The sequence below is a fragment of the Leptotrichia shahii genome, assembly GCF_008327825.1.
Classification (GTDB): Bacteria; Fusobacteriota; Fusobacteriia; order Fusobacteriales; family Leptotrichiaceae; genus Leptotrichia; species Leptotrichia shahii.
In genome coordinates, this window is the sequence record NZ_AP019827.1 from 1,242,666 (window position 1) to 1,267,408 (window position 24,743).

At 30.0% G+C, this 24,743-nt stretch carries 22 protein-coding genes and 1 riboswitch; of the genes, 3 read left to right on the plus strand and 19 right to left on the minus strand.

Annotation, left to right across the window (positions count from 1 at the left end; genetic code table 11):
- Window positions 1-90: 90 nt before the first annotated feature.
- The 12 genes from F1564_RS05790 to lysA all read right to left on the minus strand — a co-directional run bounded on the left by F1564_RS05790 (window position 91) and on the right by lysA (window position 13,085).
- Window positions 91-924: a tRNA 2-thiocytidine biosynthesis protein TtcA gene (locus F1564_RS05790; RefSeq protein ID WP_018449856.1), complete on the minus strand. Its 834-nt coding sequence runs from the start codon at window positions 922-924 to the stop codon at window positions 91-93.
- Window positions 925-1,246: 322 nt separating this feature from the next.
- Window positions 1,247-1,864: a tetratricopeptide repeat protein gene (locus tag F1564_RS05795; RefSeq protein ID WP_018449855.1), complete on the minus strand. Its 618-nt coding sequence runs from the start codon at window positions 1,862-1,864 to the stop codon at window positions 1,247-1,249.
- A gap of 422 nt (window positions 1,865-2,286) precedes the next feature.
- On the minus strand, window positions 2,287-3,018 hold the full coding sequence (locus tag F1564_RS05800; protein ID WP_018449854.1) for a tetratricopeptide repeat protein: 732 nt from the start codon (window positions 3,016-3,018) through the stop codon (window positions 2,287-2,289).
- 285 nt (window positions 3,019-3,303) lie between these two features.
- The gene (locus F1564_RS05805; protein ID WP_018449853.1) at window positions 3,304-3,846 is read right to left on the minus strand and encodes a chromate transporter; all 543 of its coding nucleotides are present in this window, start codon (window positions 3,844-3,846) and stop codon (window positions 3,304-3,306) included.
- Window positions 3,843-4,382, minus strand: a complete 540-nt coding sequence (locus F1564_RS05810) for a chromate transporter (RefSeq protein ID WP_018449852.1) — start codon at window positions 4,380-4,382, stop codon at window positions 3,843-3,845. Before F1564_RS05810 ends, F1564_RS05805 begins: the two co-directional genes overlap by 4 nt.
- Before the next feature lie 237 nt (window positions 4,383-4,619).
- The gene (locus tag F1564_RS05815; RefSeq protein ID WP_018449851.1) at window positions 4,620-5,972 is read right to left on the minus strand and encodes a M18 family aminopeptidase; all 1,353 of its coding nucleotides are present in this window, start codon (window positions 5,970-5,972) and stop codon (window positions 4,620-4,622) included.
- Window positions 5,973-6,345: 373 nt separating this feature from the next.
- On the minus strand, window positions 6,346-7,617 hold the full coding sequence (locus F1564_RS05820) for an alpha/beta hydrolase-fold protein (protein WP_018449850.1): 1,272 nt from the start codon (window positions 7,615-7,617) through the stop codon (window positions 6,346-6,348).
- Window positions 7,618-7,808: 191 nt separating this feature from the next.
- Window positions 7,809-8,693 carry a 4-hydroxy-tetrahydrodipicolinate synthase gene (gene dapA / locus F1564_RS05825; RefSeq protein ID WP_018449849.1) on the minus strand — a complete coding sequence of 295 codons (885 nt, stop codon included), beginning with the start codon at window positions 8,691-8,693 and terminating at the stop codon, window positions 7,809-7,811.
- 85 nt (window positions 8,694-8,778) lie between these two features.
- On the minus strand, window positions 8,779-9,630 hold the full coding sequence (gene dapF, locus F1564_RS05830; protein ID WP_018449848.1) for a diaminopimelate epimerase: 852 nt from the start codon (window positions 9,628-9,630) through the stop codon (window positions 8,779-8,781).
- Window positions 9,631-9,642: 12 nt separating this feature from the next.
- Entirely contained in the window at window positions 9,643-10,455 is an 813-nt protein-coding gene (locus F1564_RS05835; protein WP_018449847.1) for an SDR family NAD(P)-dependent oxidoreductase, read from the minus strand.
- A gap of 57 nt (window positions 10,456-10,512) precedes the next feature.
- The gene (locus F1564_RS05840) at window positions 10,513-11,730 is read right to left on the minus strand and encodes an aspartate kinase (RefSeq protein ID WP_018449846.1); all 1,218 of its coding nucleotides are present in this window, start codon (window positions 11,728-11,730) and stop codon (window positions 10,513-10,515) included.
- Between the two features lie 44 nt (window positions 11,731-11,774).
- Window positions 11,775-13,085 (minus strand): diaminopimelate decarboxylase, encoded by a 1,311-nt coding sequence (gene lysA / locus F1564_RS05845; protein ID WP_018449845.1) that lies wholly within the window; start codon window positions 13,083-13,085, stop codon window positions 11,775-11,777.
- A gap of 243 nt (window positions 13,086-13,328) precedes the next feature.
- Window positions 13,329-13,504, minus strand: a riboswitch (Lysine riboswitch).
- A 205-nt stretch (window positions 13,505-13,709) separates the two neighbouring features.
- Here lysA and F1564_RS05850 point away from each other — a divergent pair.
- A complete protein-coding gene (locus F1564_RS05850; protein ID WP_018449844.1) occupies window positions 13,710-15,116 on the plus strand; it encodes an MATE family efflux transporter in 1,407 nt (468 codons plus the stop codon).
- Window positions 15,117-15,164: 48 nt separating this feature from the next.
- Here the strand turns inward: F1564_RS05850 and F1564_RS05855 are convergent, their stop codons facing one another.
- The 5 genes from F1564_RS05855 to F1564_RS05870 all read right to left on the minus strand — a co-directional run bounded on the left by F1564_RS05855 (window position 15,165) and on the right by F1564_RS05870 (window position 18,871).
- Window positions 15,165-15,683, minus strand: coding sequence for a PTS sugar transporter subunit IIA (locus F1564_RS05855; protein ID WP_018449843.1), 519 nt, complete (start codon window positions 15,681-15,683; stop codon window positions 15,165-15,167).
- Between the two features lie 196 nt (window positions 15,684-15,879).
- Window positions 15,880-17,094, minus strand: a complete 1,215-nt coding sequence (locus F1564_RS05860; protein ID WP_018449842.1) for a saccharopine dehydrogenase family protein — start codon at window positions 17,092-17,094, stop codon at window positions 15,880-15,882.
- Between the two features lie 227 nt (window positions 17,095-17,321).
- Complete coding sequence (locus F1564_RS10125) at window positions 17,322-17,498, minus strand: hypothetical protein (protein ID WP_018449841.1); 177 nt, start codon at window positions 17,496-17,498, stop codon at window positions 17,322-17,324.
- A 248-nt stretch (window positions 17,499-17,746) separates the two neighbouring features.
- Complete coding sequence (locus F1564_RS05865) at window positions 17,747-18,379, minus strand: DUF421 domain-containing protein (RefSeq protein WP_018449840.1); 633 nt, start codon at window positions 18,377-18,379, stop codon at window positions 17,747-17,749.
- Window positions 18,380-18,427: 48 nt separating this feature from the next.
- Complete coding sequence (locus tag F1564_RS05870; protein WP_018449839.1) at window positions 18,428-18,871, minus strand: DUF3290 family protein; 444 nt, start codon at window positions 18,869-18,871, stop codon at window positions 18,428-18,430.
- Between the two features lie 399 nt (window positions 18,872-19,270).
- On the opposite strand from F1564_RS05870, the gene F1564_RS05875 reads away from it, so the two are divergent.
- Together F1564_RS05875 and F1564_RS05880 are read left to right on the plus strand one after the other, a co-directional pair.
- On the plus strand, window positions 19,271-20,611 hold the full coding sequence (locus tag F1564_RS05875) for a TrkH family potassium uptake protein (RefSeq protein ID WP_026231186.1): 1,341 nt from the start codon (window positions 19,271-19,273) through the stop codon (window positions 20,609-20,611).
- A 15-nt stretch (window positions 20,612-20,626) separates the two neighbouring features.
- The gene (locus F1564_RS05880; protein WP_018449837.1) at window positions 20,627-21,298 is read left to right on the plus strand and encodes a potassium channel family protein; all 672 of its coding nucleotides are present in this window, start codon (window positions 20,627-20,629) and stop codon (window positions 21,296-21,298) included.
- A 278-nt stretch (window positions 21,299-21,576) separates the two neighbouring features.
- Here F1564_RS05880 and F1564_RS05885 read toward each other — a convergent pair whose 3' ends face one another.
- Together F1564_RS05885 and topA are read right to left on the minus strand one after the other, a co-directional pair.
- Window positions 21,577-22,170, minus strand: a complete 594-nt coding sequence (locus F1564_RS05885; protein WP_018449836.1) for a tetratricopeptide repeat protein — start codon at window positions 22,168-22,170, stop codon at window positions 21,577-21,579.
- Window positions 22,171-22,191: 21 nt separating this feature from the next.
- Window positions 22,192-24,585, minus strand: coding sequence for a type I DNA topoisomerase (topA, locus tag F1564_RS05890; RefSeq protein ID WP_018449835.1), 2,394 nt, complete (start codon window positions 24,583-24,585; stop codon window positions 22,192-22,194).
- Between the last annotated feature and the right edge of the window lie 158 nt (window positions 24,586-24,743).

Sequence of the window (24,743 nt, forward strand, 5' to 3'; positions counted from 1 at the left end):
CAAACGCTTTCTAAAACTCTATTTAATACTAAAATCTTACATTAAATCCGCTACTCAAATAAAAAAGAATAGCTATAACTATTCTAACATTTATTTATCTTTATTTATATTGCCACCAGTATATCCAAAAACATAATCCAAATTTATATTTTTCATTGAATTAAACACACTTTGCTTTACTCCTGGATTTTTTTCTTCAAGCTCTGCTAATAAATTTTTTACTTCCCTACGTTTACTTGAAGTTTTTCCAGCTTCAATTGTACATCCGCAATTCATTGCACGAATCCCATTTGTTTTTGTATAATCAATTATATCAGCTTCTTTCACATAAATTAAGGGTCGAATTAATTCTAATTTCCCAGAAGTTGAGGGAACTTTTGGAGTCATTGTTTTCATTGTTCCAGCATAAAGCATATTTATAAGAGTGGTTTCAATCACATCATCAAAATGATGCCCAAGCGTCAATTTATTAAATCCAAGTTCTTCCACTTGTGTATACAAAATTCCACGTCGCATTTTGGCACATAAAAAGCACGGATAATCTTGTGCCTTTTCATTTGCAATTTCCCAAATATTTGTATCAATAATCTCACAGTCAATATTTAACTTATCCAAATTATTTTTAAAATTATCTAAATCAGAATTTCTAAATCCTGGATTCAAGCTAACTGCCTTAAATTCAAAATTCTTCCGTCTATCTTTCTTCAATTCCTGAAATAATTTTACCAAAAGTAAGCTGTCCTTTCCACCAGAAACACCAATTGCAATTTTATCCCCATCTTGAATCATATCAAAATCACTAATTGCCTTCAAGAATTTTGACCAAATACTTTTTTTATAAGTTGTCACTATACTCTTTTCAATTTCCTCCACATCCTTCATCGGACAATCTGGAAGAATTGCTTCACATACTAAATTTACCACTTTCCTTCTCCTTTAATATTTTATACTTTTATTTTTTTATTTTTAAACAAGAAATCAAGACTCTCATTAAGCATTTATACTTTCGATTTTAAATAAAAATAATAAAAAGCTGCCATATATAAGGATTTCACCACTTATTTTAAGACAACTTTCACTTTAAAGATTACACTTCTCATTCACATGAACTGCTCCTACTTTTAAAAGTCAGAAACCTCCTGTTATTTTTTGCTAAATTCTAAAATCAATTGTTGGAATGCTTTATTACAATATTACTGACTACATGCTTAATTTTTGCCATTTTATCTAATTATTTTCGCTAACATTAAATAACTTCTGCATTTTTAGCTGTAAAATTTATTTTCTTATTTTCTTCATTAATTACATTTCCATATTTATCTTCTATATAATGTATTTTTTCAATAAGCCCTTCATCTCGTGAATCAATTCTAAATGCCGCTTTATATTCTTCAAGAGCCTTTTTGTGCCGCCCCATATGCTCATACTTTCTAGCAAAATCAATATGTGCAATATACATATCAAAATCAAGGAATATCGCAAGATCATAACAATCAACTGCTTCTGATATTTTACCCTTTCTTGAGTAAATATTTCCCAAAAGGAACAAAATAAATGGCTCATCCTTTGTACTCACATCAAGTGCCTTGTTAAAATTTTCCTCAGCTTTTTCAAGTTCTTCGTTTTCATAATACAAATAACCTAAAAAGGCTCGTATTTCAATTTCATTTGGCTGTAATTTAACTAATTTTTCATAAATTTCAATTGCTTTATCATTTTCCTTTAGTGCATGATAAATAGAAGCCAATGTTTTTAATACTTCCACATCATCTGGATTATTTTTTATTTTTTCTAAATTTTCTTTAAGAAGCTGTTCATTATTTTCGTTGTATCTTATTTCTCTAAAAATCAATGTTTCTAACATTATTTCCCATTGCTACTATATCTACTTTTAATTAAAACACCGGTCTTTCTTAATTAAATAGCCTGTATTAATGTAGCATCTCCTTTCTTTTTCTTAATTTTGGCAAAAGTTTCAAAAATTATCTAAAATCTAATAAAAAATCTATAATTTGGAGAATTTATAATTTTAGGTTGTTTTTAAGTTGAATATTATAATCATAATTTATGTGAGATTTAAAATTATAAAATTAATAATTAAATTTTTAAAACCATAGAATTTATATTTAATTAAAATAAAAATTATAGAATTGCATAAACATATTTAAATTTCTTAACTTATTTTATCACAAATAACGATTTTAGTAAATAACATTATTCAGAAAATTTTTTCTACCCTTTTAAAATTTAAGATTAGAAAACCACATAAAATGGGAATTTTAAACATTATTTTAATTTTTCCAATTTATTTTTCGCTTCTTGACTTCCAGATTTTATAGCCTTTTCATAATATTCTCTAGCTTCCTTTGTACTTTTTTCTACACCTTTTCCATTTGAATATAAATCTCCAAGCGCTTCATACATAGGGGCTGCTTCTTTATCCATTCTACCTTCCGTCTTTTTATAAAACTCTATTGATTTTGCATAATCTCCAACTTTTTCATAAAGTTTTCCAAGTCTATAACTTGAAACTAAATCTCCGCTGCTATCCCCAATTTCATAGTAAAATTCTGCATCATCCAGGCTCTTTTTCACTCCGAGTCCATTTTCGGACATTATTCCCAAATATCTAGGTCCTTGTGCATCTCCACCATCAACAGAACTTGAAAATGAATCAAATGCCTTCTTATAATCTTTTTTTACTCCCAGTCCTTCCAAGTAAAGAATTCCAATATTTCTCATTGCACGATAATTCTTCTTTTCAGCAGCTTTCTTACTCCATTCCATAGACTTCTTGTAATCCGCCTTTACTCCATTTCCTTGAAGATATATTTCTCCAAGCTCAGCCTGTGCTTCCACATCTCCTTTTTTTGCTTTTTCTGTCAATTCCTTAATTCTATCATTCATTTTATTTTCCAAAGTTACATTATCTTTGAAATTTCTTGTTCTTTTATTTTTCTTTCCACAGCTGAATACTAAAATCAATATTAATACTGCAATAATATATTTTTTTTTCATAATTTCCTTCTTTCTATTCCATTACCACTTTTTTATCTTAAATTTCTTGATACATATTTCTTTTAATTTATATTTTTCCCATTCAAACAGGAAACTGGCTATAAATTTCTTTACAATACCTGTTAGAAAATAATATAAAATATAACCTCTATTTTTAAACGGGATTTAACATTAGCAAAAAATAAAAATCCTTTGCCTTACAATATCATTTTCTAATAAAGCTAATTTAAAATTAAACTTATAAATTTAATTATTTTATTTTTATCAATCTATTTTAAAAAAATTTTAATAAATTATAATTCCTGCAATCGCTGCAATTACTGTCAGCAATATTGGGCTCATTTTCCATTTTAATACAAGTGCCACTGACACAGCAAATATCACAACACTTTTCCAGTCAATAAAATTATTTTTATCAATCAATAACATTGCAGCCGCTAAAATCAGTCCAACAACAACAATTTTAAGTCCAGCAAATGCATTGTCTATATATTTATTGTCTTGAAACTTTAAATAAAATTTACTAAAAAAAGACATTACAATGACTGATGGAAAAATCAGCCCTATCGTCGCAACTGTTCCAGTCAAAACCCCATTCCAAACTCCCGCTTTGTTCCCAACTAAATATCCAACATAAGTCGCTGAATTTAATGAAATTGGACCTGGGGTCACCTGAGAAATTGCTACAATATCTGTAAACTGCTGTACATTTATCCATTTATGAAAATCTACTACATCGGCTTGAATAAGGGGTAAAATCGCATATCCTCCTCCAAAACTGAACAATCCTATCTTAAAAAATATAGAAAATAATGTCAACAATATCATTTATTTTTCCTCCAAATCATCCAAATATTCCCAAAAACAGCACCTAAAACAATCATTGCAACAGGCGGAAATTTCAAAAATACTACCATTGCTGCCACCAAAATCACAATCCATAATGTTTTACGATTAATTTTAGCCGATTTCCCAATAGTATAAACACTCGCTGCAATTAATGCAACCACCATCGGTCTTATAGCCTTAAAAGCCTTTATCACATAAACGTTATCTTGTATATTGCTAAACAACGAAGCTATAAGAAGAATTACTATAAACGACGGCAATGTCGAAGCTATGACAGTAACTGCTACTCCTAGCATTTTTTTCATCTTATATCCCACAAAAACCGATATATTTACCGCCAATGCACCAGGTGAGGACTGTGCAAGAGCCAAAAGTTTGACAAATTCCTCTTCCTCAATCCACTTTTTCTTAGCCACAATTTCAGCCTGAATAATCGGAACCATGGCGTATCCACCACCAAGAGTAAACGCACCAATTTTAAAGAAAATCCAGAATAATTCTAAATATACTTTCATTTTACTTTACTGCCTTTCCAAATCATTTATTTCTCATTTTATCACAAATATTATAATATTACAAATATCGAAAAATATGGAGACATAATTTCCTCCATGAAAATAAAATTCAGACATTTTTCTCTATAATTACAAATTTTTAAAAATATTGTAAACTTGTCAAAATGTAGAGATATAGCATGATGCCACATAAAAAAAGATAGCCAGCTTTTGACTATCTTTCTAAAAACAGCAATTCTAACCTTTTGAAAAAAATTCCTTTGCCAATTCCTTCAAATAAAATACATCAAAAATTCCACATAATTCACGCACCGAATGCATTGCAAACATTGGAATTCCAAGATCTACTCCATCTACATCCAGATGTGTTGATGAAATTGGACCAATTGTACTTCCGCCAAGCTCATTTGACTCATTTACAAATGGCTGTATCTGTATTTCTGTACCTTCAACAAGCTGCTTAATTACCGCAATCGAATATCCATCAGAAGTATATTTCTGCTTTGCACTTATCTTTATTGAAATCCCTTCGTTTATTTTTCCACGATTTGTAGGATCTGTTTTTCCTAAATGTGCAGGATGTGCCGCATGTGCCGCATCAGCTGACAAAATATATGAACTTTCAAGCATTTGTAAAAAATCTTCTCGATTTAGCCCAAGAGCCAATGAAATTCTTTCTAGCGTATTTAATAAATAATTAGAATCTGCCCCCTGTTTTGTTGCACTTCCTATCTCCTCATTGTCAAAAGCTACAAAGACATTAATTCTATCCTGATTTTCTTCAGCTTCCACAAGACCAATCAGTCCCGTATAAACAGAAGCAAGATTGTCAATTTTTGGCGATGACATGAATTCCTCATTTGCCCCCAAAAGACATCCTTTTTCTGTTGCATATAAATACAAGTCAAAATCAATTATATCTTCTTTTTTTATCTCAGTTTTCTTCAAAATAATTCTTTCAAGATACCCTTCTCTTTCAAAATTCTTATTAATAAGTGAAATTACAGGTAGAACATCATTTTGCTTATCAATTTTTACACCATTATTTACTTCTCTGTTTTGATGAATTGCTAAATTTGGTATTGTCAAAAGCGGTTCATCTATCCTAATTTTTATAGTTTTCGGGAAAAATGTATCCTCTCCTCTCACAATAACACGGCCAGCAATGGAAAGTGGCCTGTCAAACCATGTACTTAAGATTGGCCCTCCATAAACTTCCGTATTCAATCTCACTACATTTTCTGTGACTATTTCAGGACTAGGCTTTATTCTAAAACAAGGAGAATCCGTATGTGCCCCAAATATCTTAAAACCTTTTTTTACATCAAAATTTTCTCCAACTGTAAAAGCAATTATTGTGGAACTAGATTTTTTTAAAAAATACTTTCCGCCTTTTTTAATTTCCCATTTCTCACGTGGCATAATTCTTTCAAACCCGTTTTCATCCAAAATATCCGAACAGTTTTTCACAACGTGATAAGTACTTGGACTTTCATCGATAAATTCGATAACTTCCCTTGCAAAACTTTTCACTTCCATCTCAATAAAATTTTTCTGTATCTCTTCCAGCTCTCTCGTTGTGTGTATCATCTCTATTCATTCCTCTCAAATACAAATTTAAATTATTTAAAAATATTTCCCTATTAACAATATTGTACCCCATAATTTCAGATAATCAAAAAAAATTTTGATATTTTTTTAAATTTTTTTCTTTTTGCGTTATACTATTTCCCATTAAAATAATATAATTGGTATACCTTCTGTTACTCAAAGGGTCAAGACCCCTTGCTTCAAGATATTTATTTTATTAAATTCTAAGTTTGTATAGTTATCGAACAGGTCTAATGTATTCTCACTTTATCCTATTATTAAAACAATAAATTTGATATATCTTCTACAAGGAATTAAGACTCCTTGTCAGAAACTGTAAAATATAATTTCTATTTTTCAAATGGATTTAGCATTATTTCACTCTTGAAGAATTTCTTTTCTGTTTGAATAGCCATTCCATGACAGGTTTCATATCGTATGCATGCTGCCAGGTATAACGATGATTTCCATTTTTGTAAACCGTGTAATAAATATTATATCCATTTTCTATTTTACTTTGAACTTCTTTATTTACTTCATCTTGATTTTGTTCTGCATCAACTATCATTCTTTGAACTTTTGCACCATTTTTTTCCAAATAATCTGATATTTCAGTCAAACTTGGATAAGCTCCGGGATCTCCTTCTGACGCAACAAACCATATATTTTGATTTTTCATTGGTTCTGTTACATTTACGTCCCATTTACTTGCAACAATATACGAACCACCAAATAAATCAGGATATCTTGAATCCAATGAAATAGAAGACATTCCACCCATTGATTGTCCTGTATTGTAAATTCTGTCTTTATCTATTGAATATTTTCCAGTTAAACTGTTTATCAATTCAACTGTTCTGTCCAGTTCAGGACCATATTCATAATTATCATTTACCGTTACTACTTCATATTGCGGTGCTAATACAAAACTAGGATGGTTTTCCTGCCATTCAGGACTTGCCCAAACTGTAGCACCATTTCCTTGACTTAGTGTGTACTTAGTTTCAGAAGATACAGCTCCTGCATCATGCATAAATACTACCATCGGATATTTTTTAGATGGGTCATAATTTTTAGGAATATACAAATTATATTTCAAAGTCTTCCCATCTTTTTCAGTAAATACAAATTGCTTGAAGTCTTCTATTATTAATTGTCTTGTTTTTGTTGAAACTTGTTTTTCCTCAGAATTGTAAACTTTTCCATTTACAGTTTTTACACTTCCTGTTTGAGTTACTTCTGCTGTAATTGTTTTTAAAGGTTTTGCATCGCCTTTTCCACCCAATGTCGGTCCTTTTTGTCCTGTTGCTTTTTTCTTTTCCATTTCTTCTTTAGAATGGTCGCTTGCCTGAGCTACCATCGGAAGTCTTTTCAATTCCAAAATTACATATTTTCCATTTTTTGATTTTTTCTCATTTCTTTCATTTTGTTTACTTACATATACTTTTTCAATTTCTCTGCCTTCTACTTTATAATCTGAAACAGAAACTGAATTCCCAACAATTTCTTTATCGTATGTAAGCACAACTGCTGATAATTTTTCTCCATCTCCAAACACTTCTGTTATCGCTTCCACATTTTTAATATTACCTGCAAAAGACAAACTTGCAATTCCTAATAATCCTATTACTATATTTTTTATCATTGTTTTCCTCCAAATTATTTTTTTATTAAATTAATTTTATCAATTTAATGTGTCATATTTGCGACTATTTCCTTTAATTTTTCTTTGTCTATCTTTTTTTAAAGTTTAGCAGAAAAAGCAAATATTAATAAAAAAAACTGGATTTTACTCCAGCTCTTTTCATAATTCAAAATTTTCCAGCAAATAAAAAATTAAAAAATCCCTTTTTCTTTAAATACTTTAGTTAATTTCCCGTAGGTATCCGCTTCAGCTGCAACCAATGGCAATCGCACTATATCATTATCCAATTTTCCAAGTATTTTCATAGCTGCCTTTACAGTCACAGGATTCCCTTCAACAAACATATTTCTGCTTACATCGTATAATTTCGTATGAAGTTCAAATGCCTTGTCAAAATTTTTGTTTAAGAATGAACTAATCAAGTCGCTCATTTCCTGTGGCATTATATTAGCAACTACTGAAACTACTCCTTTTGCTCCAATCGAAAGCATTGGCAAGATTAGATGATCTTCTCCTGACAAGATTTCAATTTTATCTCCACATAAATCTTGGATTTTTATCATTTGTTCCAAACTTCCTGTTGCTTCCTTTACAGCCACAATTTCAGGCAGTTCAGCCAATTTTGCAATAGTTTCCGCTTCAATGTTTGTTCCTGTTCTTCCCGGCACATTATAAAGCATTACCGGAAATTTTGCCTCTTGCGCAATTGTTTTATAATGTTCGTAAAGTCCTCTTTGGCTAGGTTTGTTGTAATACGGGCAAGTGCTTAATGCTGCATCTGCTCCTAGTTCTTTTGCATATTTTGTCAATTCTACTGCTCTCGTTGTATTATTTGAACCTGCTCCTGCAATTACTTGTATTCTTCCTTTCACTTCTTCTACAACTATTTTTATCACTTTTTCATGTTCTGCAAATGTTAGTGTTGGAGCTTCTCCAGTCGTTCCACAAGGTACAATTCCAGCTGTTCCATTTTCAATGTGATAATTTACCAGTTCTCTCAATTTATCTTCATCTAATTCCGTTCCATTATTTTTAAACGGCGTAATTAAAGCTACGTAAGATCCTTCAAATTTCATTTTTTCCTTCTTTCCTTAATTTTTACTTTACTTTTATATTCTTTTATTTTTTCAAAAATTTTAATTAATACTAAATTCAAAAAAATTATCTTTGAAATTTATACAATCCTTCAGCAATTTTTTCACTAGGCCCAGTCATAAAAGTGTTATTTTCTCCACCTTCATATTCAATAACAAGCTGTCCGCCAGGTACTTTCACATTTACCTTATTATCTACAAAACCAAAAGTTCTAGCAAGCACTGCTGAAGCTGTTGCACCTGTTCCACAAGCCAATGTTCTCCCTGCTCCACGTTCCCAAGTAATTACTTCTATTCGCTTTCTATCATATACTTTTACAAAATTCACATTCACTTTTTTAGGAAACAAATCAGTATAATTTTCAATTTTTTCCCCAATTTCATCAATATTGTAATCACTGAAGTCATCTACAAATATTACAGAATGGTCAGTCCCCATAAAAATATATGAAATTTCAATTTCTTTTCCATCAATATTTATTTTTTCTCTTAAAAACTGCTCTTTTTCTGTATTTATTAATTCTTTTATGTTAAAAATAGGTTTTCCCATATTTACTCTTGCAGAAAAATCATCTCTTTCCTCATCATAATTCACTCTTATTGTCAAATCTCCAGGAACTGTCTTTACAACAAATTCATTTCCAGCGACTAAATGATTATTTACAAGATAATGTGAAAAACATCTTATTCCATTTCCGCACATCGGTGCTTGACTTCCATCTGCATTAAAGAAAAACATAAACGGCATACTTGCCACATATTTTAAAATAATTAACCCGTCTGCACCTATTCCAAAATGTCTATTGCAAACTTGACTTGCAAATTCACCGTATTCAGGTATCCCCTTTTCAATTAGCTCCTTTTCACTAACAATAACAAAATCATTCCCTGCACCCTGATATTTTTCAAATTTTAACATTTCAAACCTCCATTAATTTTTATTTTTCTTTTCCTGCAACTTTCTAGCCATTTTTACAACGAATTTTCTCGATAGAAATCTAGTTACAAAAACTGCAATTCTATTAAAAATCCCAGGAATGATAACTACTTTTCCCTTCTGAAACTCTTTATATCCGATTTCAGCCACTTTTTTCGCAGTCATAACTTTCATTTTTTCAAATAATGAACTTTCTGTCAGATTACTGCTTTTCTCAAAACCAGTATCTGTTGGACCAGGGCAAAGTACTGATATTTTAATATTTTTTCCTCGAATATCATTTCTCACTTCTTCCCTAACTGCTTCTGTAAATGACTGTACAAATGCTTTACTTGCATAATATGTACTCATTAAAGGTCCTGGCATAAAAGCTGCAATTGAAGACACATTTAATATCCCACCATTCCCATCTTTCATCATATCACCTAAAAACAGTCTTGTCAATTCCACAACTGCCTTTATATTCAAATTTATCATTGCTCCATTTTTTTCCATTATTTTCTCATTAAATTCAGAAAACTTGCCATAAATCCCAACTCCAGCATTATTCACAAGCACTTCAATTTTAAGTCCCTCTAATTTTATCCGATTATAAAGCCTTTTAGCCGCATTTTCCAGCGACAAGTCAGCTTCAATCACAGTTACTTTCACATTTTTAGAAATTCCTTCAAAAATCTCTTTTTTCAAAACTTCCAATTTATCCCTGCTTCGTGCTACGACAACTAGATTATACCCATTTTTTGCATAAATTTTAGCAAGCTCATAGCCAATTCCACTGCTTGCCCCTGTTATTAAAACCGTTTCCATAAAAATTCCCTTTTTTGTATTAAACCCAATCCTGTAAAAAGATACTTCAATAATTTTTTATATATCAAACTCTCTTGCAAATAATTCTGCAACTTTTTTCCCCATAACTTCATCCACAACCAACGAAATACTGATTTCTGAAGTCGAAATTTGGTGGAAACTTATATCATTTTCCGCTAAGATTTTAAACATTTTCGCAGCTACTCCAACATTGCTAATTAATCCAATTCCTACGATTGAAACTTTTGTAACATACTGGTTAATTATAAATGATGTTTGTGGAAATTCAGATTCGATTTCTTTTCCAATTTTTTCAAGAGCTGCTATATCAGTTTTTGGACAAGTAAAGGCAAAACTTCCATGATGGCTAGTTACATCATTTTGACTTATCATATCAATATTTATTCCATTTGCTTCAGCTTTTTCAAAAATTTCGTAAACATTTTGTGCATTTGTAGGGATTTCCTCTACATTTACCATTATTACATTTTCGTTTATTGACACTCCAGTTATTACTCTTTCTTCCATTTCTTTAATCTCCTTTATTTTTTGAATTGAAGTTATTATCGTTCCATTTTTTTCACCCAATGATTTTCCAACATAGATTTCCACTCCATATTTTCCACCAAGCTCTACTGCTCTAGGCTCCATTACTCCAGCTCCCAAATAAGCCAATTCCATCATTTCATCATAAGAAATGTACGGTAATTTTTTCGCATCCCCGTATACTCTTGGATCAATTGAATAAATTCCATCAACATCTGTATAAATCTCACATTTTCCTCCCAAAGCCGCCGCAAGTGCAACCGCAGAAGTGTCAGAACCTCCACGCCCCAAAGTAGTTACATCTCCATCTTTATTAACTCCTTGGAATCCAGCTACAACAACAATTTTCCCTTCATTCAAGTGATTTTTTATAACATCACCGTTTATATCGTCAATTTTATTTTTCATATAATGTCCGCTTGTTTTTATCCCAGCTTGAGCCCCTGTCAACGAAATCGCTTCATATCCCAATGTTTGCAACGCAATGCTTAGAAGCGAAATAGTTTGCTGTTCACCAGTTGACATCAATCTGTCCATTTCTCTGGAATCTGGATTTTCAGTAATTTCATGAGCTAATTTAATTAACGCATCGGTTGTTTTCCCCATAGCCGAAACTACTACAACTACATCATTTCCCGAATCTTTTACACTACCTAAATATTTAGCAATATTCATAATTTTTTCAGTTGTGGCAACCGAAGTTCCACCATATTTATGTACAATAATCATAATAAATGCACCTCTATCCTTTCTCAATATTTTTTTATTATAGATTATAACTCAAAAATCTCATCATTTCTTAATAAATCTTCATAAGTTTCCCTTCTAACGGCAACTTTTGCTTTACCGTCTTTTACAAATACAACTCCTGGTGTAACCATTCTATTGTAGTGGCTTGACATTGTGTAACAGTAGGCTCCTGTCGTACCAACTGCAACTATATCCCCAATTTCAGTTGATTTTGGCAATTTACCATTTTGAATGATAATATCTCCTGATTCGCACAATTTTCCAGCCAACGTAATGTCTTTTGTGTCAGTATCTTCCATTTTATTTACAACTCCAGCCTCATATTCAGCTTGGTATAATGCCGTTCTTATATTATCTGACATTCCTCCATCAATGAATACATAAGTTTTTCCACCAACAGTTTCTTTAATTCCACCAACTTCATACAAAGTAGTTCCAGCATTTCCAACAATGCTTCTTCCCGGCTCAATACAAAGTTCTTTAAATCCAATTTGATATTTAATTTCCATCGCTTCAGTATAAGTTATAATTTCGCTAAGCACTTCTTCTATTGGTTTAGGATCATCTCCATTTTTGTAATAAACTCCAAATCCTCCACCCATATTTACTGTGTGAACTACGATTCCCAATTCTTTTTTCAATCTATCCAAATATTTAAAAATTTCATCTAACGCAAAAATAAAGAATGCAGATTGGAATATTTGCGAACCAATATGTGTGTGGAAACCTTTAAATTCAATATATGGACTATCATTCAATCTTTTTACAATATCAATCAAATTTTCTTGGAAAAGTGAAATCCCAAATTTTGATGTAAGTCCTGAAGTTTTTATATAATGATGTGTATGTGCCTCAATCCCTGGATCAATTCTCACTAAAACCGCTTGTTTCTTACCTTTTTCCTTACAAACTTTTTCAATCTTAGCAATTTCATCTTCATTATCTACAACAATCGTGTCAATCCCATATTCAACAGCCATCTCAATCTCATTTACTAATTTATTATTTCCATGCAAATGCACTCTTTTCATTGGAAATCCTGCTTTATGTGCTGTATACAATTCTCCACCAGACACCACATCTAAGTCTAATCCTTTAGATTCAACCAATTTAATCATCCCAGTTGTCAAAAATGCTTTCCCCGCATAAGCTATTCTCGTTTTAAATCTTGATGATTGAAAAGCCTCTTTCATCTTATCAATAGTCGTTTCAATTAATTCCTGATCCATTACATAAAGTGGCGTTTTAAACTCTTTTGCCAGCTCAATTGTGTCAACTCCTCCTATTGATAAATTTCCTTTTTTATTAATTTTTGCCGTTCCAAATAACTTCATATTTTCACAAAATTTTTTTATTTTTATAAAACCTAAATACTAAATCCTTATAAAAAATTAAGATTCTTTATTAAATAATTAAGAAATAATATAAATAAAAAAATTCTCTTCTCCTTTCAATATTTGTATTTTTTTGGATAATTAAAAAATGCTGATAACAAGCATCAGCATATAAAACATATATTTAAAAATTTTTTTATTATTTTCATTTCAAACTAAAAACTTAAAAAATTTATATGAATTATATCTGACAGCTCCCCATTATCCCTTGATAATGACAGTCCTATGGATATTATCCATAGCCCCAGCAAAAAAGATAGTCAATCCCTATGCTTCGGCAGTTATTCCTTTCAACTTATTTCACAGAATCGACTTTTCTCCGTAAATTTACTTTTAATAACTGCACCTCTATCATATAACTTATATTATTATAACTAATTTTTTTCGATTTGTAAAGTATTTTTCAAAATTTTAATTTATTTTCATATTAAATTTTTTTAAATTCAAACTTTATTTGTGATAATAAACAAAGAAAATCATAAGAAAAAAAATATTTTAAAATCTCAAAAAAAAATGTTATAATAGTAAGATACGATAATTTTAAAAAGGAAGGAAAAAAAGAAAATGAAAACAATATTTAAAACTCAATCTAATGAAGAACGCCGTGAAATGATTTTAAACGGAAAAGTTATAAATACCCTGCTTTTCTTATCTATCCCAACATTGCTAGTTGGAATTATTCAAGCACTTATTCCGCTTTCTGACAGCCTGTTTCTAAATAGGCTTACAAGTGTTGAAGTGGCTAGTTCTGTAACATTTAGCCAGCCTGTGCTGAATATTATGATTGCGTTGTCGCAAGGGCTTGGAGTGGCTACTCTTGTTATGCTTGGAAGACTTTATGGAAAAGGGAGAATGCTGGCTGTAAAGGAAACTATGCTGCAGATTTTTGTATTCAGCTTTGTTATTGGGCTTTTTATAATTCCAGTCTGTGTATTTTCAGCCTTCATAATTTCCAAATATACAACCATTGAAATTCGTAACAATGTCTATATTTACATTGCCCTCTATTCTCTTGTAATGCCCTTTGTATTTTTAGCCGCAATTTATAATTCGTCAAAAAATGCGATTGGACGTCCTGAAGTTACATTTATTAGAATTTTTTTATTATTAATTTTGAAAATAATTTTCAATTCAGTTTTTCTATATGTATTAAAAATGGGAATTACAGGTGCAGTAATGGCTTCACTTTTTTCCTACATTGCAATTACAATCTGGATGTTTTATGATTTATTTCTAAAAAACGGAGATGTCAAGCTGGATTTAAGAAATTACTCAATGAAGCTACCCATAATAAAAAGGCTTCTAAATATCGGCTTTCCAGCAATGCTAAACTACGCTTTTCTATATCTCGGATTTTTCCTTATAAACAAGGAAATGGAAAAATTCGGTGCAATTGCCTTAAATGCACAAGGAATCGCCTCTAACATCAATGCAATCTGCTTTATTTTGCCATCTTCAATCGGAACTACAGTTTCTTCAATGATCAGCATAAATATGGGAACTGGAAATGTGAAGAAATCTAAAGATGTATTTAAAATTGGCTGGAGAACAGGGGTTATACTTTCTATTTTAACAATTATCCTGATTTTACCAATTTCAATGCCTCTTGTTCTCACTTTTACAAAAGTTACAAAAGTTATTGAGATTGCCAACAAGGCTTTGCATATTTATACATATTCAGTAATTGGATTTAGTATTTTTATGATTTCACAAGGAGTTTTCATTGCACTTGGAAGAACAAAAGTGCCTTTATTTATGTCTATTTTAAGAATTTGGCTGTTAAGATATATTTTTATTTTAATGACTCAAAGATATCTTGGACTTTACTCAATTTTCTGGGGAAATTTATTTTCAAATACTTTAGCAGGTTTAATCTTCTTTATTTCTGTAAAAAGTATCAACTGGAAAAAAGGTTTCAAAAATAAAGAAAGCAATTATATAAAATTACAAAAAAAATCTCTAAATAAATGAGAAACTTCTCACTTAAATAGAGATTTTTTTATTGACTTGAAATTAAAATTATTTTACAACATTCAATACAAGTGTTTCTCCAGCTACTGCTTTTCCAGATTCAACTGGATTTAATGAGCTGTAATCATCACTATTTGAAATTATTACTGGTGTAATGATTGATTTTGCATTTGCTTTTAAAAAATCGTAATCATATTTAACAATTGGGTCTCCTGCTTTTACTACTGCCCCTTCTTCTGCAACTCTTTCAAATCCTTTTCCTTCAAGTTTAACTGTATCCATTCCAAGATGCACGAAAATTTCGATTCCAGCAGGTGTTACAATACTAAAAGCGTGGTTAGTATCAAATATTTTTTCTATTCTTCCAGAAGCTGGTGCAACCATCACACCTGATGCAGTTGGTTCAATTGCAATTCCGTCTCCTATCATTTTTTGTGCAAAAACTTCATCAGGCACTTCTGACAAAGGTAGTAAATTTCCTGAAATAGGAGCTATTACTTTCCCGTCAAATTCTTTTTTAACTTCTTCACCTTTGTTACCTTTTTTGAATAAATCAAATAATCCCATTTTAATTCCTCCAATTTATTTATTTTATATTTTAATTATCTCATTTCAATGTTACCACATATAATCAAATTAGTCAAATTTTTCTTTTAATAATGAAAAAAATTTAGAAACAATTATTAAATATCACACTCCTATTTTTTTCAACTATTATTTTTCCAGTATTTTATCTATAATTTATTTTACTTTTTCAAAATAATTAATCAACTAATACAGGATTAAAATCTTCAACCCAAGGCAGCCCAAATTTATTTAACGCATCCATAAATGGATCTGGATTCATTTCTTCTACATTAAATACTCCCGGTTTTTTCCATTCACCTGTAAGCACCATTGCAGCTCCAATCATTGCTGGAACTCCTGTTGTATAGGAAATCGCCTGTGAGCTGACTTCCTTATAACATTCTTGATGGTCACAAACATTATAAACATAATAAGTTTTTTCAACTCCATCTTTTTTACCTCTAAAAATGTTTCCAATATTAGTTTTACCTTTTGTTCTAGGTCCAAGTGAAGCTGGATCAGGCAATACTGCTGTCAAAAATTGTAGTGGTACAATTTGCTTTCCTTCAAATTCTATTGGCTCAATTGACGTCATTCCAACATTTTCCAGTACTTTTAGATGAGTCAGGTAACTTTGCCCAAAAGTCATAAAAAATCTAATTCTTTTAATTCCTTTTATATTTAACGCAAGTGATTCTAATTCTTCATGATGCAATAGATACATATCTTTTTCACCAATTTGTGGAAAATCATATACCCGTTTAATTTCCATAGGCTTTGTTTCCACCCATTTTCCATCTTCCCAGTAACTTCCATTAGCTGTAACTTCCCTAATATTAATTTCAGGATTAAAATTTGTTGCAAACGGATAACCGTGATCCCCAGCATTTGCATCAAGAATATCAATATAATTTATTTCATCAAAATAATGCTTTTGTGCATAAGCCGAAAATACTCCAGTAACACCTGGATCAAATCCACTTCCCAAAATAGCCGTAATCCCAGCTTTTTCAAATTTTTCCTTATAAGCCCATTGCCATTTATACTCAAATTTGGCAGTATCTAACGGCTCATAGTTTGCTGTATCCAAATAGTCAGTCTTAGTTTCCAGACAAGCATCCATAATTGTCAAATCTTGATACGGCAAAGCCACATTTATCACAATATCAGGCTTATATTCATTAATCAATGCCACCAATTCAGGCACATTATTAGCATCCACCTGTGCAGTCTGAATTTCAATTCTTCCAGCATATTTGCTTTTTTCAATTCTTTCCTTAATTTCATCACATTTCGCCTTCGTACGGCTAGCAATCATAATCGAACTAAACACTTCTGAATTTTGTGCACACTTATGGCAAACTACATTCGATACTCCTCCAGCTCCAATTACTAATGCTTTTTTTCCCATTATTTTCGCCTCCTCAAATTTACTTTATTTTTTACTTTAAGTATCACCTTTAATTCTTTTTTTATTAATATACTCAAACTCATTTAAAATTAAACTGTTAAAAACTGTATAAAATAAAGTCTAAGTAAAATAATCATAGCTTTTGTGTTTGATTTTAAATCAATCTTACTATATTTATTATAGTATAAAATATTTATTCTGTAAATTATTTTTTTCAATTTTTTATTCTATTTAAAATTTATTTCAGTTCCATTATCATAACTTTCAATCCTTCTTATGTAAATTCTTACTCTCCAATTATTTTTTCTCCTTCTTTCTAAGTTTAAATTTTTCCCTATTTCCTTAATATCTGCTTCTTTATCCAAATTAGGCACTTTATTTACAGTAAAACCTTCTTCTGTCATTTTTATCTATTCTTCAGCTACTTCCCTACTTAATTCTAAATTTTTAAAAAAACTTGAAGTTGCTATTTTTATCACTTCGTTTAATTTTTACTTTCACAATAATATTATATCACATCTTATAATTTTTTCAATCTGAATTTTTAAAATTAGATTAATATTTAAATATACCTAGAATTTTTAGTAATACAAAAAATACTCAACTAGCAAATCATATCGCCATTTGAGTATTTTTATTTCTTAAAATTTTTCTATTTCTTCACAATAAAAAGTTTTCCATTACCGCTGTATTCAACAATAAAAAGCTCGCTAATATTAGTGATATTATATTTTTCCAGCTCTTCTTTCAACCAAGCATCATCTTTTCCAATATGCTCTAGATTATCCTCTTGTATATTCCCTTCTGAAACCAGTAAATTTGAATAACCATCTTTACCTTTTTGGATAACTATAAGCTGTCCATTTGATTCCATGAAAGCATCTTTTATATCTGATATTTGCGTAATCCCTTTTGTTCTCAATTTAGTATAAAAATCAGGAATAGAAAGTGTCGCCTGTGCAAAATTTTCTATCAACATTTTTCCATCTCTTATTAAATATACAACTTGTCCATCTATCATTTTTTTTACACTTTTATTTGTATTTTTTAGAAAATCAGTTATTGTCATTAGCAGTCCCCATATCAAAAGAACTATCAAAAACTGAATTATTGATATACTTGGACTGTAAATAACACCACCGATAATTCCCCCAAGAACATAGTTACCTATCTGATCTTCTGTTGATGTTGGTGCCAATTGGCTTCGTCCATTTAAATTCATAAATAAAACTAATGCAATAAATCCGATTGTAAGTTTTATTGCTACAAGAATTATGAAATCCAAAATTACATCATCTTCCTTTCTTTATATATTTTTCCAGCTTAAATGCCATTATTCTTTAATTGTTTTAACTTCATCCACATAAGGCACTGTCATTTGTTCAACCAAGATATTATTTCCTACCCAGTGAATTTGGTAAAATTTGTCTTTTATTTTATAAACGGTATCTTCTGTTATTTCAGGTGTATTTATAAAAATATCATTTTCGTTAACTTTAAATTTTTCAGATAATTTTTTTATAACGCTTGCCGAATTTTTATAAACTTTTTCTTCGTTATTTTTAGCTCTATAATTATCATAATGATACAATGCAAATAAAAAGATAAACATCAATCCAAGCAAACTAAGCTGCTTATCCCTCAACGAAATACTTCCTTTAAACCATTTCCAAAATGCAAATACAATAAATGCAATTACAAAAATAATTACAACAAGAAAAAATTTATCTGTTACAAATTTTTGGTTTTCTAAATAATTAAAATTATAAAATTCCATATTTTTAGTATTTCTCTCCTTTCTAATAATTTTTATTTAGTCATTTGTAAAAGTCTGAAAAGTACGATAAATACAGTATTTTACATTTAATTTTCTTCTTTTCTCCACTTTTGGACAAGGGGCTTAACCATAAATACTACTGTTATTCAATTTTACTTTTACAACTGCCTAGATAATTTTTATTATTTATCTTAAATAAATTAAATGACTTTTTTAAATTTATCACAATTAATCAAACTTGTCAAACCTTTTTCAATCTTCAAATCAAATTTACATAATTAAATATTTATGTTTGTAAAATTTTTTTTATTTCTATAATTGACAAAAAAAATTAAATGTGGTAAATTTATTTTAAAGAGTTAAATAATTCAAAAAGGAAAAATGAATAGAGGAAATAAAATGTTTTTTAAAAATAAATCTTTTTCACCATATATGACAATATTATTATCATTTGTAATAGTGACAGTTTTAGGCGGAATCTTATTATCTTTGCCAATTTCTGTGAATTATGGAAAAAGTGTAAAGTTGATTGATGGATTTTTTATAGCAACTTCAGCTATTTGTGTGACAGGGCTTTCCAGTATTGATATTGGCAGTGTTTACAATACTTTCGGGCAAATTATAATTTTGATTTTGATACAGCTTGGAGGACTTGGGGTTATAACGTTCACATCAGTTATAATTATTATGATTTCAAAGAAAATTGGATATTATACCAAAAAAATAGTTCAAGAAGATATAAACATTGACACAACTTTTAGAATTGAAGAATATGTGAAAAAAGTTATTTTTTCTGTAATCTTGATTGAATTTATTGGAGCTGTTGTTTTATTTTTTGAATTTATAAAAAAGTTTAGTTTTTTTAAAGCAGTTTATTATTCACTTTTCCATTCTGTTTCAGCATTTTGCAATGCTGGATTTTCATTATTTTCAGACAATTTATATGGATTTAAAAATAGCTTCTTGATAAATATTACAATTCCGCTTTTGATATTTTTAGGTGGAATCGGATTTTCAACGATTTTAAATTGTTACAATGTTTTTAGAAAAAAAGAGGAAAGATTAACTTCAACGACTAAATTAAGCATTAAAATATCCATTTTTTTGATAATTGCAGGAACAATTGCGATGCTTATCTTAGAATATTCCAATAAAAGTACGATTGGAAACTTATCTTTTGTGCAAAAATTAGAAGCATCATTTTTTCAAAGTGTATCAACGAGAACCGCTGGATTTAACACAATTTCAATTTTAGGTCTAAAAAGGTCAACTTCACTTTTATTTATTATTTTAATGTTTATCGGCGCTTCTCCAGGCTCAACTGGTGGAGGAATAAAGACTACGACGCTTGGGCTTATAGTCTTAGGAACTTTGGCAACACTTAAAAATAAGGATGCAGTCGAATATGACAAGAGAAGTATTAGCTGGAGAATTTATAGCAAAGCAATCGCTATATTATTTATTTCACTTATTTATACGGTAATTTGTGTATTTTTATTAATTTTATTTGAAAGAAATAAAAATTTTCTGGATTTGGCATTTGAAGTATATTCAGCATTTGGAACAGTTGGACTTTCTAGAGATTTGACACCAAGTCTTTCGGATATTTCAAAATTTATACTTATTGTTACAATGTTCGTTGGAAGAGTTGGACCGCTCACAATCACTTTGGCATTGTCAAAGTCAAATTTAAAAAAAGGACATTATACCTATCCACAAGAAAATATTTTGATAGGATAATTTTGAGGAGGAAAAATGGCAGGATATTTAGTTATAGGAGCAGGAAAATTCGGGAGAAGTATTGCAAAAACACTTTATAGACACAATGAAACTGTACTTGTAATCGACAAAAATGAGGAACTTATACAGCAAATAATAGACGATGGTACCGTCGGAGAAGCAGTTTCTTTTGATGTAACAGAAGAAAATTCACTAAAGAAAATGGTAAATAGCGATGATTTTGAGGTAGCATTTATTTGTATTGAGGGCAGTTTGCAAACAAGTGCATTAGTTACGGTTATGTTAAAAGAATTAGGAATAAAAACTATTATTTGTAAAGCTATTACAAAAATTGAAGGAAAGGTTTTGGAAAAAATTGGAGCGACCAAAGTTGTATTTCCCGATGAAACCGTTGGAAGAGATTTAGCTTTTGAATTTTTAAAGCCAGATGTCACAGAACATTTAAAATTTTCTGAAAAATACAGAATTTTTGAATTTAAAGTTCCAAAAAAAATTATAGGAAAAAACCTTGTTGAGTTAGATTTGAGGAAAAAATATGAAATGAATGTAATTGGAATAAAAAGGGAGGGTGAAGAACTAAGAATATCACTCTTGCCAAATGAAAATATTTTAGAAAATGATATGCTCTTAGTCATTGCAAATGTTGGAAAGATGATACAATTTAATAAAGAGTATTTGGAAAATTAATACTATTCTTTTGAAATAATGAATTTATACTAAATCCATTATTCCAGTGGAAATATACTCTAACCAATTTAAAATCGAACTATTAAAGATTATATAAACTTAGGATTTAAATAAAATAGTCAGAGCTTTTGAGTTCTGTTTTAAATCAATTTTACTATAAAATTTTAAGAATGTAAAAAAGGATTGACAGCTGTATAACAGAAGTTAATCCTCTTACTTTTTTATTATTAACAAAATATAAAATTTATTATTTTAAATCTTTCAATATAAAAGTTATTTTACTTTTTCAAATTTTCTTCCAATACTTTCAAATTATTCTTTGCATGCTCATCTCCCAATGCCGCAGCCTTTAAAAACCATTTTTTTGATTCCTTAAAATTCCCTTCATTTCCAAAAATCATTCCTAACCTATTCATCGCATCAATATCATTTTTCCAAGCCAAATGCAAATACAAGTCTTTTGCCTTCTCAATCTGATTTGTACTATTGTAAAATATAAGCAAATTCTTTTCTGCACCTTCACAATTTTTCTCAGCCGACTCCAAATAATATTTTTCCGCCTCTTCAATTTTCCCATATTGCTCATACAGAATTGCCAAATTATTCAAGGCATCATAATCATTATTTTTAATTGCAATCAAATAATACTTTTCTGCATTTTTAAAATCATGCCGACTGGCATACAAATATCCCAGATTATTGGCATATTCATAATCTCCAGCTTCAATTGCCTTCAAAAACCATTTTTCTGCATTTTCATCTTCATAGTTATTTTGAAAAATAAGAGCAATTTCATTCATAGCCTTTGTATCTCCAGACTGAATCCTTTTAATATATTTATCAAATAACTTATCCATTCCAGTTTTTTTCATACTTTTTTCACCTTCTCGCCTTTATGATTTTTTAGTCGTTTTCTTCTTTTTCACTGTTGCTGTTTTTTTAGTTTTTGCAGCAGATGTTTTTGCTTTAGAAGTCGATTTTTTAACTGTTTTTTTAGAAGCTGCTTTTTTAGTTTTTGTTTTTTCTTCCTTTTCAGTCACTCTTGTCACTTTTCCAGTTTTTATATTTTTTATTGTCTTACATTCTGGATAACCTGTACAAGCAAGGAATTTTCCAAATCTTCCAGTTTTTATTTCATAAGGTTTTCCACAAAACTCGCAAACTCCAGCTTCTTCTATTATTTTCCTGTCAATTTCAAAAAGCCGTTTCATCTCCTCATTTATTTGCAAAACGCCATCCAGCTCAATTACAGAACCTTTTCTATATTTTTGCTTCAATTCCAGCGGCAGTGACATTCGTTTTTCATCTGCTTCATAATTTTCGCTTTCAAGATATTCCCCAAATCTTCCGACTTTTAATACGTATTTTACTCCATTTTCATCAAAATAATCAGTCGGGATTCCCTTTTTGTTATTTTGAAGTTTTTCAACCGCTTCCTTTACAAAAATTTCTCCCTTTCTAATCTCTTCAGGCGATACAGGAATTCCCTTTAATGAAATTTTTTCCTTTTCATTTGTTTCACTTATCAAATATTTTCCATACAATCCAGTTTTTAAAACCATTGGATTCCCTTCAGAATCCATCACATCCGCTACAACTCTACGAGTTTTTATTTCATCAATTTCCTTTTCAAACTTTACAATATCCTTTTCCAGCGAACTATAAAAATCCCTTAAAAGCTGAACCCATTCAACAGTTCCTTCCTCAACTTTATCCAAATCCTTTTCCATATTCGCAGTAAATTTCACATTCATAATGTCTTTAAAATTTTTTACAAGCTCATCTTTTACTTCATATCCCAAATATGTCGGAAAAAAACGTTTTTCAATAATTTCCACATATTCCCTTGTTTTCAAAGTTTCAACAATTGAAGCATAGGTTGATGGACGTCCGATTCCTTCAGATTCTAATTTTTTTACAAGAGTAGCTTCTGAAAATCTTGTTGGCGGCTTTGTAATTCCTTCTTCGATATTTAATTTTTCAATTGGATGAACGCTTCCTTCTTTTAATTCTGGAAAATCTCCAGTCTTAATTTCATCTTCATCTTTAAAAATCTTGTAATATCCATCAAAAATAACTTTATTAATTGTTCCTCTAAAAAGGTATTCTTTATTTACAGCATTAATTTGCATTTGCTCATACTGCATCGCAGCAAACTGTGAAACTAAAAATCTATCCCAAATTAACTTATACAGCTTATATTGATCATTTGTCAAATATCCCTTTATTTCATCAGGAACTAAGTTTATATCAGATGGACGAATTCCTTCATGGGCATCTTGAACATTTGATTTTGAATTTTTTACGATATATTTTCCTACATATTTTTCACCATAATTTTGAGTAATATAATCCTTTGCCATATTTATTGCATCAACAGAAATCCTTGTCGAATCTGTTCTCATATAAGTTATAAGTCCTTTATTTTCTCCATTAATCGGAAGCCCCTCATAAAGCTGCTGTGCAATTCTCATAGTCTTGCTTGCACCATACCCAAGATATGATGAAGCAAGCTGCTGTAACGTACTCGTTTTAAATACAAGTGGCGGTTTTTGAGATTTTTTCTTAATTTCTATTTTTTCAAGTGTCAATGATTCATTTTTCAAGTCTTTTTTTAGTTTTTTTATAACTTTTTCATCAAATATTTTATTCACTTTTTCATCTGCAATTTTTACTAAATTAAGGTTAATATCTTTTTCAATTAATGTACTGACTTCCCAATATTTTTGGGGAACAAACGCATTTATTTCATCTTCCAGGTCGCAAATCAACTTTAACGCAACCGACTGAACCCGTCCAGCACTTGCATTACGATTAATTATTTTCCATAAAAGCGGACTTATTTTATAACCAACTATCCTATCCAGCAATCTTCTAGCCTGCTGTGCATTCACAAGATTATCATTGATATCCCTTGGATTCTTAATCGCATTATTTACAGCTGTCTTCGTTATCTCATTAAATTCAATTCTCCTAGTTTTATCAGGCTGCTTAATATAATTAAAAATATGCCAGGCAATAGCTTCCCCTTCCCTATCCTGATCCGAAGCCAGATAAACATTGCTTGCCTTTTTTGCCTTTTCCTTTAATTTCTTTAAAACCTCGCCTTTTCCTTTTATAACCTTATACTGAGGTTCAAAATTATTTTCCACATCTATTCCAATTTTAGTTTTTGGCAAATCAATCACGTGTCCATAAGATGCAACAACTTCGTAATTCCTCCCAAGTATTTTTTCAATGGTCTTTGCCTTTGATGGTGATTCAACAATAACTAACTTTCTAGCCAACTCTATTTCTCCTTGTTTCTTAACTATCTTTATATATAATTTTTACTATTAGACCTGTTCAATAATTTAATTTTTTTGCACAAGGGGTCAAGCCCCCTTGCTCCAGAACATTTGTTTTATTAAATTTTAAATACATATATTTTAGAACAAGTCTATTC

Excerpts from the sequence above, each read along its gene's own strand:
- F1564_RS05795 (WP_018449855.1), bottom strand. The coding sequence starts at position 1,864 with ATGTTAGAAACATTGATTTTTAGAGAAATAAGATACAACGAAAATAAT.
- F1564_RS05800 (WP_018449854.1), bottom strand. The coding sequence starts at position 3,018 with ATGAAAAAAAAATATATTATTGCAGTATTAATATTGATTTTAGTATTC.
- F1564_RS05805 (WP_018449853.1), bottom strand. The coding sequence starts at position 3,846 with ATGATATTGTTGACATTATTTTCTATATTTTTTAAGATAGGATTGTTC.
- F1564_RS05810 (WP_018449852.1), bottom strand. The coding sequence starts at position 4,382 with ATGAAAGTATATTTAGAATTATTCTGGATTTTCTTTAAAATTGGTGCG.
- F1564_RS05815 (WP_018449851.1), bottom strand. The coding sequence starts at position 5,972 with ATGATACACACAACGAGAGAGCTGGAAGAGATACAGAAAAATTTTATT.
- F1564_RS05820 (WP_018449850.1), bottom strand. The coding sequence starts at position 7,617 with ATGATAAAAAATATAGTAATAGGATTATTAGGAATTGCAAGTTTGTCT.
- dapA (WP_018449849.1), bottom strand. The coding sequence starts at position 8,693 with ATGAAATTTGAAGGATCTTACGTAGCTTTAATTACGCCGTTTAAAAAT.
- dapF (WP_018449848.1), bottom strand. The coding sequence starts at position 9,630 with ATGTTAAAATTTGAAAAATATCAGGGTGCAGGGAATGATTTTGTTATT.
- F1564_RS05835 (WP_018449847.1), bottom strand. The coding sequence starts at position 10,455 with ATGGAAACGGTTTTAATAACAGGGGCAAGCAGTGGAATTGGCTATGAG.
- F1564_RS05840 (WP_018449846.1), bottom strand. The coding sequence starts at position 11,730 with ATGATTATTGTACATAAATATGGTGGAACTTCGGTTGCCACAACTGAA.
- lysA (WP_018449845.1), bottom strand. The coding sequence starts at position 13,085 with ATGAAGTTATTTGGAACGGCAAAAATTAATAAAAAAGGAAATTTATCA.
- F1564_RS05850 (WP_018449844.1), top strand. The coding sequence starts at position 13,710 with ATGAAAACAATATTTAAAACTCAATCTAATGAAGAACGCCGTGAAATG.
- F1564_RS05855 (WP_018449843.1), bottom strand. The coding sequence starts at position 15,683 with ATGGGATTATTTGATTTATTCAAAAAAGGTAACAAAGGTGAAGAAGTT.
- F1564_RS05860 (WP_018449842.1), bottom strand. The coding sequence starts at position 17,094 with ATGGGAAAAAAAGCATTAGTAATTGGAGCTGGAGGAGTATCGAATGTA.
- F1564_RS10125 (WP_018449841.1), bottom strand. The coding sequence starts at position 17,498 with ATGACAGAAGAAGGTTTTACTGTAAATAAAGTGCCTAATTTGGATAAA.
- F1564_RS05870 (WP_018449839.1), bottom strand. The coding sequence starts at position 18,871 with ATGGAATTTTATAATTTTAATTATTTAGAAAACCAAAAATTTGTAACA.
- F1564_RS05875 (WP_026231186.1), top strand. The coding sequence starts at position 19,271 with ATGTTTTTTAAAAATAAATCTTTTTCACCATATATGACAATATTATTA.
- F1564_RS05880 (WP_018449837.1), top strand. The coding sequence starts at position 20,627 with ATGGCAGGATATTTAGTTATAGGAGCAGGAAAATTCGGGAGAAGTATT.
- F1564_RS05885 (WP_018449836.1), bottom strand. The coding sequence starts at position 22,170 with ATGAAAAAAACTGGAATGGATAAGTTATTTGATAAATATATTAAAAGG.